18 protein-coding genes and 1 riboswitch are annotated in these 16,053 nt (G+C 60.5%); of the genes, 12 read left to right on the top strand and 6 right to left on the bottom strand.

Going from position 1 to position 16,053, the window contains the following annotated elements:
* Positions 1 to 21 precede the first annotated feature (21 nt).
* From sufD to sufA, 4 genes are all read left to right on the top strand, one after another.
* Positions 22 to 1,296, top strand: coding sequence for a Fe-S cluster assembly protein SufD (sufD, locus tag GA0061101_RS14065; protein ID WP_047638209.1), 1,275 nt, complete (start codon positions 22 to 24; stop codon positions 1,294 to 1,296).
* A 15-nt stretch (positions 1,297 to 1,311) separates the two neighbouring features.
* Positions 1,312 to 2,553: a cysteine desulfurase gene (locus GA0061101_RS14060; protein WP_092573865.1), complete on the top strand. Its 1,242-nt coding sequence runs from the start codon at positions 1,312 to 1,314 to the stop codon at positions 2,551 to 2,553.
* An 11-nt stretch (positions 2,554 to 2,564) separates the two neighbouring features.
* Positions 2,565 to 2,945: an SUF system Fe-S cluster assembly protein gene (locus tag GA0061101_RS14055; protein ID WP_034504882.1), complete on the top strand. Its 381-nt coding sequence runs from the start codon at positions 2,565 to 2,567 to the stop codon at positions 2,943 to 2,945.
* A gap of 76 nt (positions 2,946 to 3,021) precedes the next feature.
* Positions 3,022 to 3,411 carry a Fe-S cluster assembly scaffold SufA gene (sufA, locus tag GA0061101_RS14050; RefSeq protein WP_037202315.1) on the top strand — a complete coding sequence of 130 codons (390 nt, stop codon included), beginning with the start codon at positions 3,022 to 3,024 and terminating at the stop codon, positions 3,409 to 3,411.
* Between the two features lie 42 nt (positions 3,412 to 3,453).
* Here sufA and GA0061101_RS14045 read toward each other — a convergent pair whose 3' ends face one another.
* The 5 genes from GA0061101_RS14045 to gcvT form a co-directional block, all read right to left on the bottom strand.
* Positions 3,454 to 3,720 (bottom strand): addiction module antidote protein, encoded by a 267-nt coding sequence (locus GA0061101_RS14045; RefSeq protein ID WP_037202314.1) that lies wholly within the window; start codon positions 3,718 to 3,720, stop codon positions 3,454 to 3,456.
* Position 3,721: 1 nt separating this feature from the next.
* Entirely contained in the window at positions 3,722 to 4,342 is a 621-nt protein-coding gene (locus GA0061101_RS14040) for an alpha/beta hydrolase (protein WP_092573776.1), read from the bottom strand.
* A gap of 150 nt (positions 4,343 to 4,492) precedes the next feature.
* Positions 4,493 to 7,357, bottom strand: a complete 2,865-nt coding sequence (gene gcvP, locus GA0061101_RS14035) for an aminomethyl-transferring glycine dehydrogenase (protein ID WP_047556649.1) — start codon at positions 7,355 to 7,357, stop codon at positions 4,493 to 4,495.
* A complete protein-coding gene (gcvH, locus tag GA0061101_RS14030) occupies positions 7,357 to 7,719 on the bottom strand; it encodes a glycine cleavage system protein GcvH (protein ID WP_047556651.1) in 363 nt (120 codons plus the stop codon). Before gcvH ends, gcvP begins: the two co-directional genes overlap by 1 nt.
* 25 nt (positions 7,720 to 7,744) lie before the next feature.
* Positions 7,745 to 8,881: a glycine cleavage system aminomethyltransferase GcvT gene (gene gcvT, locus GA0061101_RS14025; protein ID WP_092573775.1), complete on the bottom strand. Its 1,137-nt coding sequence runs from the start codon at positions 8,879 to 8,881 to the stop codon at positions 7,745 to 7,747.
* Positions 8,882 to 9,028: 147 nt separating this feature from the next.
* A riboswitch (glycine riboswitch) is annotated at positions 9,029 to 9,117 on the bottom strand.
* Positions 9,118 to 9,287: 170 nt separating this feature from the next.
* Between gcvT and GA0061101_RS14020 the strand changes: the two genes are divergently transcribed.
* From GA0061101_RS14020 to GA0061101_RS13985, 8 genes are all read left to right on the top strand, one after another.
* Positions 9,288 to 9,821: a copper chaperone PCu(A)C gene (locus tag GA0061101_RS14020; RefSeq protein WP_092573774.1), complete on the top strand. Its 534-nt coding sequence runs from the start codon at positions 9,288 to 9,290 to the stop codon at positions 9,819 to 9,821.
* Between the two features lie 185 nt (positions 9,822 to 10,006).
* Positions 10,007 to 11,005, top strand: a complete 999-nt coding sequence (locus GA0061101_RS14015; RefSeq protein WP_037202306.1) for an RluA family pseudouridine synthase — start codon at positions 10,007 to 10,009, stop codon at positions 11,003 to 11,005.
* Positions 11,002 to 11,655: an HAD-IA family hydrolase gene (locus tag GA0061101_RS14010; protein ID WP_047556655.1), complete on the top strand. Its 654-nt coding sequence runs from the start codon at positions 11,002 to 11,004 to the stop codon at positions 11,653 to 11,655. The genes GA0061101_RS14015 and GA0061101_RS14010 overlap by 4 nt, the downstream gene beginning before the upstream one ends.
* 9 nt (positions 11,656 to 11,664) lie before the next feature.
* A complete protein-coding gene (locus tag GA0061101_RS14005; protein ID WP_092573773.1) occupies positions 11,665 to 12,450 on the top strand; it encodes an ATP12 family chaperone protein in 786 nt (261 codons plus the stop codon).
* 69 nt (positions 12,451 to 12,519) lie between these two features.
* Positions 12,520 to 12,990 carry a hypothetical protein gene (locus tag GA0061101_RS14000; RefSeq protein ID WP_037202303.1) on the top strand — a complete coding sequence of 157 codons (471 nt, stop codon included), beginning with the start codon at positions 12,520 to 12,522 and terminating at the stop codon, positions 12,988 to 12,990.
* A gap of 63 nt (positions 12,991 to 13,053) precedes the next feature.
* On the top strand, positions 13,054 to 14,586 hold the full coding sequence (locus GA0061101_RS13995; RefSeq protein WP_037202302.1) for an acyl-CoA carboxylase subunit beta: 1,533 nt from the start codon (positions 13,054 to 13,056) through the stop codon (positions 14,584 to 14,586).
* 123 nt (positions 14,587 to 14,709) lie between these two features.
* Positions 14,710 to 15,102 (top strand): DoxX family protein, encoded by a 393-nt coding sequence (locus GA0061101_RS13990; protein ID WP_037202299.1) that lies wholly within the window; start codon positions 14,710 to 14,712, stop codon positions 15,100 to 15,102.
* Positions 15,103 to 15,239: 137 nt separating this feature from the next.
* Positions 15,240 to 15,626: a DoxX family protein gene (locus tag GA0061101_RS13985; RefSeq protein WP_047638205.1), complete on the top strand. Its 387-nt coding sequence runs from the start codon at positions 15,240 to 15,242 to the stop codon at positions 15,624 to 15,626.
* 10 nt (positions 15,627 to 15,636) lie between these two features.
* Here the strand turns inward: GA0061101_RS13985 and sugE are convergent, their stop codons facing one another.
* Positions 15,637 to 15,951 carry a quaternary ammonium compound efflux SMR transporter SugE gene (gene sugE / locus GA0061101_RS13980; protein WP_037202294.1) on the bottom strand — a complete coding sequence of 105 codons (315 nt, stop codon included), beginning with the start codon at positions 15,949 to 15,951 and terminating at the stop codon, positions 15,637 to 15,639.
* Between the last annotated feature and the right edge of the window lie 102 nt (positions 15,952 to 16,053).

Here is a 16,053-nt window from a genome sequence, read left to right as displayed (position 1 = left end):
CGGGGCGGAAAGGATACGTCGATGAACATTCAGACGACGAACCGCCTGACATCAGCGGAGACCGCGTTGATCGAGGCGTACAACGACCAGCTTGGCGATCTGCCGGGTGACGGTGAAGTTTTCGCCGTTCGTGACCGCCTGCTTGATGATCTGAAGACCGCGGGCCTGCCGACGCGTCGCATCGAGGCCTGGCATTACACCGATTTCAAGAACCTGCTGCGTCTGGTTCCGACCGATATCGGCAAGGGTCTTGCGGAAGCTTTGGCCCCGACTGTGGAGGGGGCTTCGGTGCTTTCCGTTCTCCAGGGCAAGGCGAGCGAGAAGGCTGCCGTCAAGGGACTGACGATCGGCCGCTACGCCGATAGCCTGATCAGCGGCACAGCCGCCGCTGGTCTGGAGGCACTCGACAAGGACGATGCCATCGGGCGCATCAATGCCAGCTTCGTGCGCGATGGCTATGTCATCGATTTCCCTGACGGTACCGAGCTCGACGCGCCGCTGGAGGTCCAGTTCATTCATGCCGGCGGGCAGATTCACAGCCGCCTCCCGGTCTCCTTCGGTGCCGACGTCAAGGCGATGGTCATCGAGCGGCACCAGGCTGTCGAAGGCGCTGCCGCGCTCGTCTCCTCGGTGAGCGAAGTCAAGATCGGCGCGCGCGCCGAAGTGACCTGGATCATCCTGCAGGAGCAGGGCAGCGAGGATACGCATCTCGGCCAGATCCGCATCGATCTGGGCACGGACGCCAAGCTGAGGCTGTTCGTCATCAATGCCGGCGGCAAGCTGGTGCGCCAGGAGCTGTACATCAAGGTAGCGGGCGAGGGCGCCGATCTGACGCTGCGCGGCATCAACCTGCTCGGTGGCGATACGCATACTGACGTGACGATGGTGCTTGGTCATGACGTTCCGAACACCGGATCGACGGAAGTCATTCGCAATGTCGTGTTCGACCGGGCGCGCGGTGTCTTCCAGGGCATGATCCGGGTCGCACCGGATGCGCAGAAGACCGATGCCAAAATGGCCTGCAACACGCTGCTGATGTCCGACGATGCCGAATTTTCGGTCAAGCCGGAACTCGAAATCTTCGCTGACGACGTGCAGTGCGGCCATGGCGCCACTGTCGCCGATATCGACCGCAACCATCTCTTCTATCTGATGGCCCGCGGCGTTCCGGAGAACAAGGCCCGCGCCATGCTGGTCAACGCCTTCGTGGCCGAGATCGTCGAGGAACTGGAAGACGAAGCCCTGGTCGAGGCGCTGGAAGGCGTTATCTCTGCCTGGCTGGAAAAGCACGCCTGATTGGAGGCAAAGCTCGTGGACAAGATCATGCCTGCAACGGCCTATGACGTCGAAGCTATTCGCCGGGATTTCCCGATCCTGGCGAAGACGGTGCATGGCAAGCCGCTTGTTTATCTCGACAATGGCGCATCGGCGCAGAAGCCGCAGATCGTCATCGATGCTATCTCGCATGCCTATTCCAGCGAATACGCCAATGTGCATCGTGGCCTGCATTTCCTCTCCAATGCCGCCACCGAAGCTTATGAGGCAGCGCGCGAAAAGGTGCGCCGTTTCCTGAATGCGCCGTCGGTGGACGATATCGTCTTCACGAAGAACTCGACCGAGGCAATCAACACGGTCGCCTATGGCTGGGGCATGCCGAAGCTGAGTGAAGGCGACGAGATCGTCGTCTCCATCATGGAGCATCACTCCAACATCGTTCCCTGGCACTTCATTCGTGAAAGACAGGGCGCAAAACTCATCTGGGTGCCTGTTGACGACGAAGGCGCGTTTCATATCGAGGATTTCGAGAAAAGCCTGACGGAACGGACCAAGCTCGTCGCCATTACCCACATGTCGAATGCGCTCGGGACCATCGTTCCGGTGAAGGAAGTCTGCCGCATCGCGCATGAGCGGGGCATTCCGGTGCTGGTCGACGGATCGCAGGGCGCCGTGCATCTGCCTGTCGATGTGCAGGATATCGATTGCGACTGGTACGTCATGACCGGCCACAAGCTCTATGGTCCTTCCGGCATCGGCGTTCTCTACGGCAAGAAGGAGAGGCTCGCCGAGATGCGGCCTTTCCAGGGCGGCGGCGAGATGATTTTCGACGTGACCGAGGAAAACGTCACCTACAACGACCCGCCGCATCGCTTCGAAGCCGGCACGCCGCCGATCGTGCAGGCGATCGGGCTTGGTTTCGCGCTCGACTACATGGAGAGCATCGGCCGCGAGGCGATCGCCCGACATGAGGCCGATCTTGCAGCCTACGCGGCAGAGCGGCTGCGGGATATCAATTCGCTGCGAGTTTTCGGCACGGCACCCGGAAAAGGTGGTATCTTCTCCTTCGAACTCGCGGGTATCCACTCCCATGACGTGTCGATGGTGATCGACCGTCAGGGGGTTGCGGTGCGCGCGGGGACGCATTGCGCCCAGCCGCTCTTGAAACGCTTCGGCGTCACCTCCACATGCCGTGCATCGTTCGGCTTGTACAATACGCGTGCCGAAGTGGATGCTTTGGCGGATGCGCTGGAATATGCGCGCAAGTTCTTCGCCTAAGGAGGCAAGCGATGTCACTCGACGAAAGCGAACAGAAGATCGATGTACGCGAAGGGATCGTGCATTCCAGCATTCCCGAGGGTGAGCTGGCTCGCCTCAGCGACGATATCATCGCCGCGCTGAAGACTGTCTACGATCCGGAAATTCCGGCGGATATCTTCGAACTAGGTCTGATCTACAAGATCGATATCGAAGACGACCGCATGGTGAAGATCGTCATGACGCTGACCGCGCCCGGTTGCCCGGTTGCCGGCGAGATGCCGGGCTGGGTCGAAAACGCGGTCGGCGCGGTCGAAGGCGTTTCCGGCGTCGACGTCAGCATGACCTTCGATCCGCCGTGGAGCGCGGACCGCATGTCGGAAGAAGCGCAAGTGGCCATCGGCTGGTATTGAAGCTTTAGGCCGCCGGCTTTACATTAAGACTCGAAGCGCCGGATCTTGACCCCGGTTGCGGAAGGAGAATGAGCCCATGGGCTTTGCAGTGATGACTATGACCGATACCGCAGCTGCGCGCGTAAAGGCGATCGTCGAGAATTCCGGATCCGATGCCAAGGGCGTTCGCGTCGGCATCAAGAAGGGCGGCTGCGCGGGGATGGAATATACCATCGACCTGGTGAGTGAGCCGAACCCCAAGGATGATCTGATCGAGCACGACGGCGCCAGGGTCTGGGTCGAGCCGTCGGCCGTGCTTTATCTGCTCGGCACCGAAATGGGCTTCGAGACCACGACCTTGCGTTCGGGCTTTACGTTCACCAATCCGAACCAGACATCTGCTTGCGGCTGTGGCGAGTCCGTCGAATTGAAGCCTGCAGATCTTGCCGCCCTGGCGGCGCAACGGCAGGCCGTTCAGCCCGCTTAAAGCGGATTTTGTCGTTATTTCACCTCAGAGCGTGTTGGATTCTCAGTGTGCGGCCGGCACCGGCGTCAGCTTGAGTCCGAGCGCCTTGACGACTTTCAGGATGGTCGCGAATTCCGGATTTCCCTCGCCGCTCAGCGCTCGATAGAGCGCCGAGCGGTTCATGCCGACATCCTTGGCAAGCTTGCTCATATTGCGCGTGCGCGCCACTTCGCCCAATGCCCTGGCAATGGAGGACGGATCGTCGGTCTCAAAGGCGGCCGCGATGTAGCTGTCGGGATTATCCGTATCAAAGGGATTTTCCTCGTTCATTTCATATGCCTTTCCGTATGAGCCAGTCGCGGATGATGTCGGCCTCGTCTTGATGGAGGCCATGATCGGTTGGCAGCACAAGAGCGCTGACATCCGCGCCGGCGTTTGCAAATTGTTGTCTCACGAGTTCCGCGTCGCCAGGCTCCCGCCGTTGATCGTTCTCGCCTGAGATGATCAGGATCGGCAGGGCGGGCATCGACGGGAACTCTGCGTCAGGTGCCGGTGAAAGAGGCCGCATCAAGATTGCTGATGATGCGAGCCCGGGCCGTCGCTGAAGGATCGATGCTGCCATGATGGCGCCATTGGAGAAACCGAGCAGAACTGGCGGCTGCGCGAGCAGCTTTCGCTCTATCGCCGTTGTAATGAACCGACAGAGCCTATCCGTCTGGCTGTCGAGGTCGACATGATCCAGGCTGCGGTCGGGATTGCGGCGGAAGAAGGCGAACCCTTCTTCCCATTCGACAGCGCCGCGCGGCGCCATGTACGGCCGCTGCGGCGCAATCGCATCCGCAAGCGGGATGAGAGCGGCCTCATCGCTGCCGCTGCCGTGCAGCAGAAGCAGCTGGGAGGAGGAATGCTCCGCCCGCCCGGCGATGAAATGAAAATCCGGCCATTCCGGCATAATGTCTGACTTCCAAGGCCTCATGGCGCGTCATAAAAAAACGCCGCGCATCCGGTGGGACGCGCGGCGTTTTCATAGACAAGTTTCACAATAGATTTATGTCGGCTTTTGGCGAAGCGACTGAACCGCTTCGCTTTTTCGCAAAAAAATCTACTCGGCCGCCTCGGCGTAGGATTCCACCGGCGGGCAGGTGCATACCAGATTGCGATCGCCATAGACGTTGTCGACGCGATTGACCGGCGACCAGTATTTGTCGACGCGGAACGCGCCGGGCGGGAAGCAGGCCTGCTCGCGGGAATAGGGGCGGTTCCATTCGCCGACGAGGTCTTCCACCGTATGCGGCGCGTTCTTCAGCGGATTGTCGGTCTTGTCCATCCGGCCTTCCTCGATGGCGCGGGCTTCCTCGCGGATCGCCAGCATCGCTTCGCAGAACCGGTCGAGTTCAGCCTTGGTTTCCGATTCGGTCGGCTCGATCATCAGCGTCCCGGCAACCGGCCAGCTCATGGTCGGCGCATGGAAGCCGCAATCGATCAGACGCTTGGCAACGTCATCGACGGTAACGCCGGCGCTGTCCACCAGCGGGCGCGTATCGATGATGCATTCATGCGCCACGCGTCCGGTCTTGGACTTGTAGAGCACGTCATAGGCGCCCTTCAGCCTGGCGGCGATATAGTTGGCGTTGAGGATCGCCACCTTGGTCGCCTGCGTCAGCCCTTCGCCGCCCATCATCAGGCAGTAGCTCCACGAGATCGGCAGGATGGAGGCCGAACCGAAGGCCGCAGCCGAGACCGCGCCGCTGCGACCGTCCGTCTCCGGATGGCCGGGCAGGTGAGACGCCAGATGCGCCTTGACGCCGATCGGGCCCATGCCGGGACCACCACCGCCATGCGGGATGCAGAAGGTCTTGTGCAGGTTGAGGTGGCTGACGTCAGAGCCGATGTCGCCGGGGCGGGAGAGACCGACCATGGCGTTCATGTTGGCGCCGTCGAGATAGACCTGGCCGCCATGCTTGTGCACGAGATCGCAGATCTCCTTCACCGTCTCTTCGAAAACGCCGTGCGTCGAAGGATAGGTGATCATGCAGCAGGAGAGGTTGTCGGCATATTGCTCGGTCTTGGCGCGGAAATCGGCCATGTCGATATCGCCGTCGTCGCTGACCTTGACGACCACCACCTTCATGCCCGCCATCTGCGCCGAGGCCGGGTTGGTGCCATGCGCCGAAGTCGGGATCAGGCAGATATCGCGATGCCCCTCGCCATTGGCGATATGGTAGTTGCGGATGGTGAGCAGGCCGGCATATTCGCCCTGCGCGCCGGAATTCGGCTGCATGGAGAAGGCATCGTAACCGGTCACGGCGCAGAGCTTCTCCGTCAGATCATCGATCATTTCGCGGTAGCCCAGCGCCTGATCGGCCGGCACAAAAGGATGGATGTCGGAGAATTCGGGCCAGGTGATCGGCAGCATTTCCGCTGTAGCGTTCAGCTTCATCGTGCAGGAGCCGAGCGGGATCATCGAGCGGTCGAGCGCCAGGTCACGGTCGGAGAGCCGGCGGATATACCGGGTCATCTCGCTTTCCGCGCGGTTCATGTGGAAGATCGGATGCGTCAGGTATTCGCTGGTGCGCAACAGGGTCTTCGGCAGGCGGTAGGACGGCTCGAAATCAGCGATGCGGAAATCGCCGCCGAAGGCACGCCAGACGGCTTCCAGCGTCGCCGGGCGCGTGCGCTCGTCGAGGCTCATGCCGATCTTCGTCTCGCCGACCTTGCGCAGGTTCACACCCTCGGCGACGGCGGCACGCAGGATGAGACCCTGCATATGGCCGACTTCGACTGTGATCGTGTCGAAGAAGCTTTCCGGCTCGATGGCATAACCGAGCTTTTCCAGCCCCTTGGCCATCAGGACGGCCTTCTGGTGGACCTGCTGGGCGATGGCCTTGAGGCCCTGCGGACCGTGGAACACGGCGTACATCGAGGCCATGACGGCGAGCAGCACCTGCGCGGTGCAGATATTCGACGTCGCCTTTTCGCGGCGGATATGCTGTTCGCGGGTCTGCAGCGACAGGCGGTAGGCACGATTGCCCCGCGCATCGACGGAGACGCCGACCAAGCGGCCCGGCATGGAGCGCTTGTAAGCGTCCTTGACAGCCATGAAGGCCGCGTGCGGACCGCCATATCCCACAGGCACGCCGAAGCGCTGGGAGGAGCCAATGGCGATATCGGCACCCATTTCGCCGGGCGATTTCAACAGCGTCAGCGCCAACAGATCGGTCGCGACGACGGCGATGGCGCCTGTCTGGTGCAATCTGGAGATCAGCCCGCTGAAGTCGTTGAGGCGACCGTGCGTGCCCGGATACTGGAAGATCGCGCCGAAGACATCGACCGGATCGAGGTCGGTGAAGGGGTTGCCGAGGATAACGGTCCATCCGAGCGGCTCGGCGCGGGTCTTGATCAGCGCGATGGTCTGCGGATGGCAATCGGCATCGACAAAGAAGGCCTTGGCCTTCGATTTTGCGACGCGCTCCGCCATTGCCATGCCTTCGGCCGCGGCGGTCGCTTCATCGAGCAGCGAGGCATTGGCGACATCGAGGCCTGTGAGGTCACTGATCATCGTCTGGTAATTCAGCAGCGCCTCGAGGCGGCCCTGGCTGATTTCCGGCTGGTAAGGGGTATATGCAGTGTACCAGGCGGGATTTTCCAGGATATTGCGCTGGATGACCGGCGGCGTGATCGTGCCGTAATAGCCCTGGCCGATCAGCGAGACGAGGACCTTGTTCTTGTTGGCGGTCTCGCGCAATCTGTCGAGCGCCTCGCGCTCGGTCATCGGTGCACCCCAGGCGAGCGGCGTCTTCTGGCGAATAGCAGGCGGCAACGTCGCGTCGATCAGGCCGTCAAGGCTGTTGTATCCGATCACGCCAAGCATATCGGTCATCTCTGACGGAGATGGGCCGATATGGCGACGATTGGCAAAATCGTAGGGCTGGTAGTCGGTAAATTTGAATTCCGTAGGCGTTGTCATTATCCGATCAGCTCCTTGTAACCGGATTCATCAAGAAGACCATCAACATCGCTCACGTTCTTCAGCTTCAGCTTGAAGAACCAGCCAGCCCCCATCGGATCGGAGTTGACGAGTGCCGGATCGGCGGTGATGGCTTCGTTGACGGCGGTGATTTCTCCGTCGAGCGGACAATAGACTTCGGAAGCCGCCTTGACGGATTCGACTGTTGCCGCATCGTCGCCCTTCGAGAAGCTGGCGCCGACTTCAGGCAGTTCCACGAAAACCAGATCGCCGAGTTGCTCGGCGGCATGCGCCGTGATGCCGACCGTTGCGACGTCGCCATCGATGTTCAGCCACTCATGTTCTTCGGTGAATTTCAGCATGGATAATCCTCTCTGGAAAAAACGTTCAGCGTTTGTAGGTGGGCTTGACGAAAGGCAGGGCGCTGACGGCGACGGGCAGGTATTTGCCGCGCACCTCGGCGTAGACGGTCGTGCCGGCCGATGAGAATCTCGTGGGCACATAGCCCATGGCGACGGGGGATTCCACGCTCGGGCCGAAGCTGCCCGAGGTAACCTCGCCGATCTCGGTCTTGCCCTCGGCATCGGCATAGAGCTTGGCATGACCGCGCACGGGCGCCTTGCCTTCCGGCTTCAGGCCGACGCGGCGGCGCGGGGCGCCACCATCGAGTTCGGCGAGAATGCGGGACGCGCCGGGAAAGCCGCCGGCGCGGGCGCCGCCGGTCTTTCGAGCCTTCTGCATGGCCCATTCGAGCGCAGCTTCGACCGGCGTCGTGGTCTGGTCGATATCATTGCCATAGAGGCAAAGCCCGGCTTCGAGGCGCAGCGAGTCGCGGGCGCCGAGGCCGATCGGCTGCACATCCGGGTGTTCGAGCAGCCGCTTGGCGATATCCTCGGCCTTGTCGGCCGGTACGGAAATCTCGAAACCGTCTTCGCCGCTGTAGCCGGAGCGCGACACGAGGCAGGAAACGTCGTGCAGGCGACAATGGCGCACATCCATGAATTTCATGTAGGCAATGTCGGCCCAGAGTTCCGCAAGCACGGAAACGGCGCGCGGTCCTTGCAGGGCAATCAGCGCGCGATCAAGTAAGGTAACCTCACAGCTATCGCCGATATGATCTTGAAGATGCTTGAGATCCTGCTCCTTGCAGGCGGCGTTCACAACGACGAAGAGATAATCATCCATATGGGTGATCATCAGATCGTCGAGGATGCCGCCGTTGTCGTCGGTAAAGAAGCCGTAGCGCTGGCGATCTTCCGCGAGGCCGAGGATATCGACCGGCACGAGGCTTTCCAGTGCGAGCGCCGCGTCCTCATATTTGCCGGAACGGGCGCGGATCGTCACCTGACCCATATGCGACACGTCGAACAGGCCGGCGGAAGAGCGGGTCCAAAGGTGTTCCTTCATGACACCCGCGGCATATTGCACGGGCATGTCGTAACCGGCAAACGGCACCATGCGGGCGCCGAGCGATACATGCAGGTCGTAAAGGGGTGTCTTCTTGAGGGCAGCGGTCTCGTCCAATGACGCCTCCGGGTTTTGCGCTCATATCCGAGCGCAGAGCTCACAATTTCGGCACAGTTGCGCCTGACGATGAGCCCCCTCTGTCTGTTTGCCTGAGATTGTTATCCCTTCGGCGAACGCTTGCGCGTTTCTCTCCAGAGTTCCGTCTGCCCCTTGCTGGTCCTTTGGGCCTGAGAGTTTCCGGGGCGGTTGCTCCTTCGGCACCGGCTTGCGCCGGATTCTCCCAACAAGGTCGAGTGTCATTATCTGGTAGTCGAGAGAGATGGCAAGGGGCAAATGTCGCCGCTGAACAAATTTTTGTCGCGCGCTTCCATCGGTCATCCCGCGAGTGAAAGCGGGGGCTTTGCAACGAGGTTGCGAAAGGCTATCCCTTCGGGTCGATAGAGGAGCCGGGCAGGAGAGAATGATGAACCGTTGTCAGGTCGCAGCATTGCTGATGTCAGCAGCAGCACTTTCGCTTTCGACAGGCGGCGCAATGGCCCAGCAGAGCGGCGACATGAAGGGCATGGCCGGGATGCATATGGATGCGCAGGCGGCGCCATCCGGTTCAGCCACCGGTAAGCTCGGCGATCTCGACATCAGCGGCGGTTATGTCCGCGCCATGCTGCCTGGTCAACCGGTCGGCGGCGGCTACATTACCATCCACAATGGCGGCAAGGCCGACGACAAGCTGACATCAGTCACATCCTCGGCTGCTGGCAAGGTAGAATTGCACGAGATGAAGATGGACGGCGAGATCATGAAGATGCGCGAGATCAAGGGGGGTATCGCAATTCCCGCCGGTGCTACCGTGACGCTTTCGCCGAACACGATGCACATGATGTTCAAGCAGGTGAAGACGCCCTTCAAAAAGGGCGGCTCGGTGCCTGTGATGCTGATGTTCGAGAAAGCCGGGATGGTCGATCTCGATCTGCCCGTCGTGTCGGCCAAGGGAAACTGAGCCAGAAAAATATTCGGCCCGGATAATTCCAGTTTCCACTTTTGCTCGAAATGCTCTAAAGCCACGTCGAAAGGCCGGGATATCCGGCTGCGGGGCAGCTGGCCCCGTTATTTGAATTGGCATGATCCCGTCCAACGAGCGTTTGGTATTTTCCGGAGCATGCTGCGGCATTTGAAAGAAGAACAATGGCCGGGATTGAACATATACAGGTCGAGCCTGACGAAGCCGGCATGCGCCTCGACCGCTGGTTCAAGGTACATTTTCCGGGGCTCGGCTTCGGTCAGCTGCAAAAGTTGTTGCGTTCCGGCCAGGTGCGCGTCGATGGCGGTCGCGTCAAGACGGATGCGCGCGTGCAGCCGGGGCAGGTGGTGCGCGTGCCGCCTCTCGACGTCGACGCCAAGGCCCTGAAGAGCGGCCCCATCGGTGGCAATGACCTTAAACACGCCGGTGACGGCGAGCTTCTTGCGCGCATGCTGCTGCACGAAGACGAGAAGGTCTTTGTGCTGAACAAGCCGGCCGGCCTCGCCGTGCAGGGCGGTTCTGGCCTTACCCGTCATATCGACAAGATGCTGGAGGCATGGACGAGCAAGAAGGGCGAAAAGCCACGCCTGGTGCACCGTCTCGACCGCGACACATCCGGCGTCCTCGTCGTTGCCCGCACCCGCGGTGCGGCGCAGAAGCTGACTGCGGCCTTTCGTGAGCGCGACACCAAGAAGACCTATTGGTCGTTGGTCAAGGGTGTGCCGCGCAAGCACGAGGACAAGATTTCGACCTGGCTGGTGAAAGAGGCAACACCCGATGGCGATCGCATGCGCATCGCCAAGCATGGGGAGGAGGGCGCGGATCACGCCATCTCCTATTATCGCGTGCTCGAAATGGCAGCGCAGAGCCTCGCCTGGCTGGAGATGGAGCCCTATACCGGCCGTACGCACCAGCTCCGCGTCCATGCGCTGCATATAGGTCATCCCATCATCGGCGACCCCAAATATTTCGATGACGATCCGAACTGGGATTTCCCTGGCGGTGTCCAGAAGCGTCTGCATCTGCATGCCCGCCATATCGATATTCCGCATCCCAATGGCGGCCGCCTGCGCGTTACGGCACCTCTGCCGCCGCACATGGTGCAGACATGGAACCTTCTCGGTCTCGACATGGCATCGGCAGGGGAGCCGGACGACGAATGAAACTCGTTCTTTTCGATTGCGACGGCACGCTGGTCGATAGCGTGCGGCTGATCCACGAGGTCATGGCGCGGACATTCGTTGCCTTTGGCTACAAGCGCCCCGATGTTTCCGCCACCAAGGCGATCATAGGCCTCAGCCTGGATATCGCGGTTTCCCGCATGCAGGGCAAGCCGCATGTCGATGACGAGGCGATTGCCATGACGGCGCACTACAAGTCGATCTTTCCCGGCGTGCGCGACGAGGCGGATATGCAGACGCCACTCTTCGACGGCATCAAGCCGCTGATCGAGACTCTCGCATCCCGCGACGAATTGCTGCTCGGTGCCGTGACGGGCAAATCCCGTCGTGGTCTCATCCATATTCTTGAAGCCAACGGTTTTGCGCCCTATTTCGTGGTGTCGCGTACTGCCGACGATTGCCCCTCGAAGCCGCATCCGGCCATGGTGGCGGAATGCTGCGACGAAACCGGCATGGATCCGCACGACACCATCGTCATTGGCGATGCCGTTTACGACATGCAGATGGCAAAGGCTGCCGGCGCGACCGCCATCGGCGTATCCTGGGGTTACGCTTCGGTGGAGGAATTGCTGACTGCCGGCGCCGATGCGATTGCCCACCATCCGAACGACCTGTTGAGCCATATTCTCTGAGGTGACGACATGCGCGACCTGTTGAACGATCTTTCCGAGGGGCTGAGCCATCCCGATCCGATCCGCCGCACGCAGATCCAGATGAAGAGACCCTTGCCGAAGCGCTTCTACAAGGACGTGACAATCAACCCGGGCAACGACGGTCACGCCATTGCGCTCGACGGCAAGGTGGTCAAGACGCCGGCGCGGCATTCTCTCGCCCTGCCGACGGAAGCGCTTGCCAAGCTGGTGGCGGCCGAATGGGCGAGACAAGTCGACGTCATCGATCCAGCAACAATGCCGGTCACCCGCCTGGTCAACAGCGCCATCGATGGTGTGGCGACAGAAAGCCAAGCCGTGTTCGACGAAATCGTGCGCTTTTCCGGCAGCGACCTCCTTTGCTATCGCGCCAATGAGCCGGAGCGTCTGGTCGCGCGGCAGTCGGAGCGCTGGAACCCGGTGATCGAGTGGGCGGCACGCGAGATCGGTGCTCGCTTCATTCTGGCCGAGGGCGTCATTCACCAGCAGCAGCCCCGCGAGGCCATTTCCGCCTTCGCCGCGGCATTGCGCAAATACGATACGCCCATGGAGCTTGCGAGCCTGCATACGATCACGAGCATGACCGGCTCCGCGATCCTGGCGCTCGCCTTTGCCGAGGGCTGGCTGCCGCTTGCCGACGTCTGGTCGTTGGCGCATCTCGATGAAGACTGGACGATCGAACATTGGGGCAGCGATGAGGAAGCCGAGCACCGCCGCGCGCAACGCTTCGAGGAATTTCAGGCGGCAACCGACGTTTTTTCTGCACTGCGCAGTTGAATATTGTTGATTTCCAGTCCTTTATAACAGCCTTCGTATCTTGCGGATTTGGAAGTCGGGGCAGGGATCATGTTGTTGTTGAGGCCGGGGGCCGTATTGGCGCTCGTGGGATGTTTGGCTCTGGCTGCGTGCTCGAGCTGGTCCGTTGATCCTCCTCCTCCAACCTATGACGTTCGCAGCGCGACTGTGGTGGCCGATCAGGCCTTGCCGCCGGTATCGCCGGCGCTGATTGCCGCCACCAATGATCGCGTGAACGCCTCGATCGCCGCAACGGCCCACAGCACGACGTTGCCGCAGGTCGCTATTACCATCCGATTGACCGATGTTCGCAAGGCGCGCGGCTTCAACCGAGATCGCAGCAGCGCCAAGGTCAACATCGACGCAGCGGCGTTGGACGGTGGCTCCGTGGTGGCCATGGCATCCTTTGAAATAAGAACGGTGGCTCCCGATCCTGCCACGGCCGATGAACTGATGGCGGAAGATATCGCTGCTCGCGTCCGCTCCATCTTTTCACTGACCATGCCACGGCTGGCGAACTGAGCCGGCAGCTTCAAACCGCGCTCGCGTCGTGCTAAGCCCGAGCAGCGAAGGAGAGAGGGCCTCATGAAGGAAATTCTGCAGGAACTGGAGCGTCGTCGTGAGGTCGCAAGGCTCGGCGGCGGTCAGGTGCGAATCGATGCGCAGCATGCGCGAGGCAAGCTCACGGCCCGCGAACGCATCGACATCTTCCTCGACGAGGGTTCCTTCGAGGAGTTCGACATGTTCGTCGAGCATCGCTCGACCGATTTCGGCATGGACAAGAGCAAGGTTGCCGGCGATGGCGTCGTGACCGGCTGGGGTACGGTCAACGGGCGCACCGTTTTCATTTTTGCCAAGGATTTCACCGTCTTCGGTGGGTCTCTTTCAGAAGCACATGCGGAAAAGATCACCAAAGTACAGGATATGGCGCTGAAGAACCGCGCGCCCATCATCGGCATCTATGACGCCGGCGGCGCCCGCATTCAGGAAGGCGTGGCCGCACTTGGTGGCTATGCCGAAGTGTTTCAGCGCAACGTGCTTGCATCCGGCGTCATCCCGCAGATTTCCGTCATCATGGGTCCCTGCGCCGGCGGCGATGTCTACTCGCCCGCCATGACCGATTTCATCTTCATGGTGCGCGATACATCCTACATGTTCGTCACCGGGCCGGATGTGGTGAAGACCGTCACAAACGAGACCGTCACCTCCGAACAGCTCGGCGGCGCCTCCGTGCACACGACGAAATCCTCGATTGCCGACGCCGCCTATGACAATGATGTCGATACGCTGCTGCAGGTGCGCCGCCTCGTCGATTTCCTGCCGCAATCGAATACTGCGGCTCTGCCGGAGATCGAGTGCTATCAATCCGTCACCGAGCCCGATACCTCGCTCGACACGCTGATCCCGGCCAATGCCAACAAGCCCTACGACATCAAGGAACTGATCCTCAAGGTGGCGGATGAGGGCGATTTCTTCGAGATACAGGAGAGCTTCGCCAAGAACATCGTCTGCGGCTTCGGGCGGATCGAGGGAGCCACGGTCGGCTTCGTCGCCAATCAGCCGATGGTGCTCGCCGGCGTGCTCGACAGCGATGCGTCGCGCAAGGCGGCGCGCTTCGTGCGCTTCTGCGATTGCTTCAATATCCCGATCGTCACCTTCGTCGATGTGCCCGGCTTCCTGCCAGGGACGGCGCAGGAATATGGCGGGTTGATCAAGCACGGCGCCAAACTGCTCTTCGCCTATGCCGAGGCGACGGTGCCGAAGCTCACCGTCATCACCCGCAAGGCCTTCGGCGGCGCCTATGACGTCATGGCCTCGAAGCATCTACGCGGCGATCTCAACTATGCATGGCCGACGGCGCAGATTGCCGTCATGGGCGCCAAGGGCGCCGTCGAGATCATCTTCCGCAAGGATATCGCTGATCCCCAGAAAATAGCGGCCCATACGAAGATGTATGAGGACCGTTTCCTGTCGCCCTTCGTCGCAGCCGAGCGTGGTTATATCGACGAAGTGATCATGCCGCGTTCCACCCGCCGCCGGTTGGCGCAGGGCTTGCGGATGCTGCGCAACAAGGACCTGACCAATCCCTGGAAGAAGCACGACAACATTCCACTGTGAGCATGTGACAGCAAGCCACGGATTCCACACGGAAAATTGATTGGACGTCAGAATCCGTGTTTTCACGTTCAGGGGCGGCCGCTCTAATGCTTGCTTCTGGGGGAGTTAAAACTGGAGTTTAAAATGGCGCTTTCCGATCGGCTGAATCAATATCAGCCCTATGCTCTTACTGTATTGCGTGTCGTCACCGGCGTGCTGTTCATCGAACATGGCCTACAGAAGTTTTTCGGCTTTCCGCCAGGTGGCCAATTCCCAAGCCCACTGCCGACCCTGCTTCTGGTTCAGGGTATCATCGAGATCGTCGGCGGCTTGGCAACAATCGTCGGTTTCTTTACCCGCCCCGTCGCATTCATCCTTTGCGGCAACATGGCGGTCGCCTATTTCATGGCGCATTATCCGAAGAATTTCTTCCCGGCCAACAATGGCGGCGACGCAGCTATTCTTTACTGCTTCGTCTTCCTGTTCCTGATCTTTGCCGGTCCCGGCCTTGTGGCCGTCGACAATCGCAAGAAGTAGTCAATGTCATCGCCGGGCTTGGCCGATCGCCAGGCCCGGCGAATAATTTTCTCTTTCGCGTGTTGATTCCGTTGTCAGCGGAAAGGGAGCCTTGTCGGCAAGATCTCTTCTGCATTCTATTTCGAACGGAGATCTTCATGTCGGTTTTCGAGCGCTTGTCGCCGTATCAGCCAACTGCACTGGCAGTCCTGCGGGTTATCACAGCCCTGTTGTTCGTCGAGCACGGCACCCAAAAGCTTTTCGGCTTTCCACCTGCACCCTTTACAATCACGACATTGTTCTTCGTGGCAGGTGCAATCGAGCTCGTAGGCGGCGTCCTCATCCTGTTTGGGCTGTTCACCCGCCCCATTGCCTTTCTCCTTAGCGGCGAAATGGCGATTGCCTATTTTATGGTGCATATGCAGATCGACTTCTTCCCGGCCAACAATCAGGGAGATGGCGCAGTGCTGTTCTGCTTCATCTTCCTGTTTCTGGTGTTTGCCGGTCCCGGGGATTGGGCGCTGGACAATCGCCAGCGCCGGTGACCGTACCTTGTCAGGTGGCGAGCTTGAGGCCGGCAATGCCTGTGACGATCAGGGCGATGCAGGCCACGCGGACGAGGGTTGCGGGATCGCCGAGCAGCCATATGCCTAACAATACGGTGCCGACCGTGCCGATGCCGGTCCAAACAGCATAGGCCGTGCCCATCGGCAGGGTCTTTACCGCAAGGCCGAGCAGCACAATGCTGATGATCATGGATATGATGGTGAAAGCAGTCGGCATCGGCCGTGTAAAGCCGTCGGTATACTTCAGGCCGACTGCCCAGCCGATTTCAAACAAGCCTGCAAGAAAAAGCAGGAACCAAGCCATGTTACGCTCCTTTATTCAGAGCGAGGCCGTCCCCGCGGATGTTACGGCCGATGAAAGAATATCGGCCGCCGCAGCCGTCTGCGCGGGTTACCATATGCCTCT

The sequence above is a fragment of the Martinezella lusitana genome, assembly GCF_900094565.1.
In the GTDB taxonomy this organism is placed as follows: domain Bacteria; phylum Pseudomonadota; class Alphaproteobacteria; order Rhizobiales; family Rhizobiaceae; genus Rhizobium; species Rhizobium lusitanum.
This window is presented reverse-complemented; position numbering and strand designations above follow the sequence as displayed.

Coding starts and splice junctions, on each gene's coding strand:
- sufD (WP_047638209.1), top strand. CDS start 22: ATGAACATTCAGACGACGAACCGCCTGACATCAGCGGAGACCGCGTTG.
- GA0061101_RS14055 (WP_034504882.1), top strand. CDS start 2,565: ATGTCACTCGACGAAAGCGAACAGAAGATCGATGTACGCGAAGGGATC.
- sufA (WP_037202315.1), top strand. CDS start 3,022: ATGGGCTTTGCAGTGATGACTATGACCGATACCGCAGCTGCGCGCGTA.
- GA0061101_RS14045 (WP_037202314.1), bottom strand. CDS start 3,720: ATGAACGAGGAAAATCCCTTTGATACGGATAATCCCGACAGCTACATC.
- GA0061101_RS14040 (WP_092573776.1), bottom strand. CDS start 4,342: ATGCCGGAATGGCCGGATTTTCATTTCATCGCCGGGCGGGCGGAGCAT.
- gcvP (WP_047556649.1), bottom strand. CDS start 7,357: ATGACAACGCCTACGGAATTCAAATTTACCGACTACCAGCCCTACGAT.
- gcvH (WP_047556651.1), bottom strand. CDS start 7,719: ATGCTGAAATTCACCGAAGAACATGAGTGGCTGAACATCGATGGCGAC.
- GA0061101_RS14020 (WP_092573774.1), top strand. CDS start 9,288: ATGAACCGTTGTCAGGTCGCAGCATTGCTGATGTCAGCAGCAGCACTT.
- GA0061101_RS14015 (WP_037202306.1), top strand. CDS start 10,007: ATGGCCGGGATTGAACATATACAGGTCGAGCCTGACGAAGCCGGCATG.
- GA0061101_RS14010 (WP_047556655.1), top strand. CDS start 11,002: ATGAAACTCGTTCTTTTCGATTGCGACGGCACGCTGGTCGATAGCGTG.
- GA0061101_RS14005 (WP_092573773.1), top strand. CDS start 11,665: ATGCGCGACCTGTTGAACGATCTTTCCGAGGGGCTGAGCCATCCCGAT.
- GA0061101_RS14000 (WP_037202303.1), top strand. CDS start 12,520: ATGTTGTTGTTGAGGCCGGGGGCCGTATTGGCGCTCGTGGGATGTTTG.
- GA0061101_RS13995 (WP_037202302.1), top strand. CDS start 13,054: ATGAAGGAAATTCTGCAGGAACTGGAGCGTCGTCGTGAGGTCGCAAGG.
- GA0061101_RS13990 (WP_037202299.1), top strand. CDS start 14,710: ATGGCGCTTTCCGATCGGCTGAATCAATATCAGCCCTATGCTCTTACT.
- GA0061101_RS13985 (WP_047638205.1), top strand. CDS start 15,240: ATGTCGGTTTTCGAGCGCTTGTCGCCGTATCAGCCAACTGCACTGGCA.
- sugE (WP_037202294.1), bottom strand. CDS start 15,951: ATGGCTTGGTTCCTGCTTTTTCTTGCAGGCTTGTTTGAAATCGGCTGG.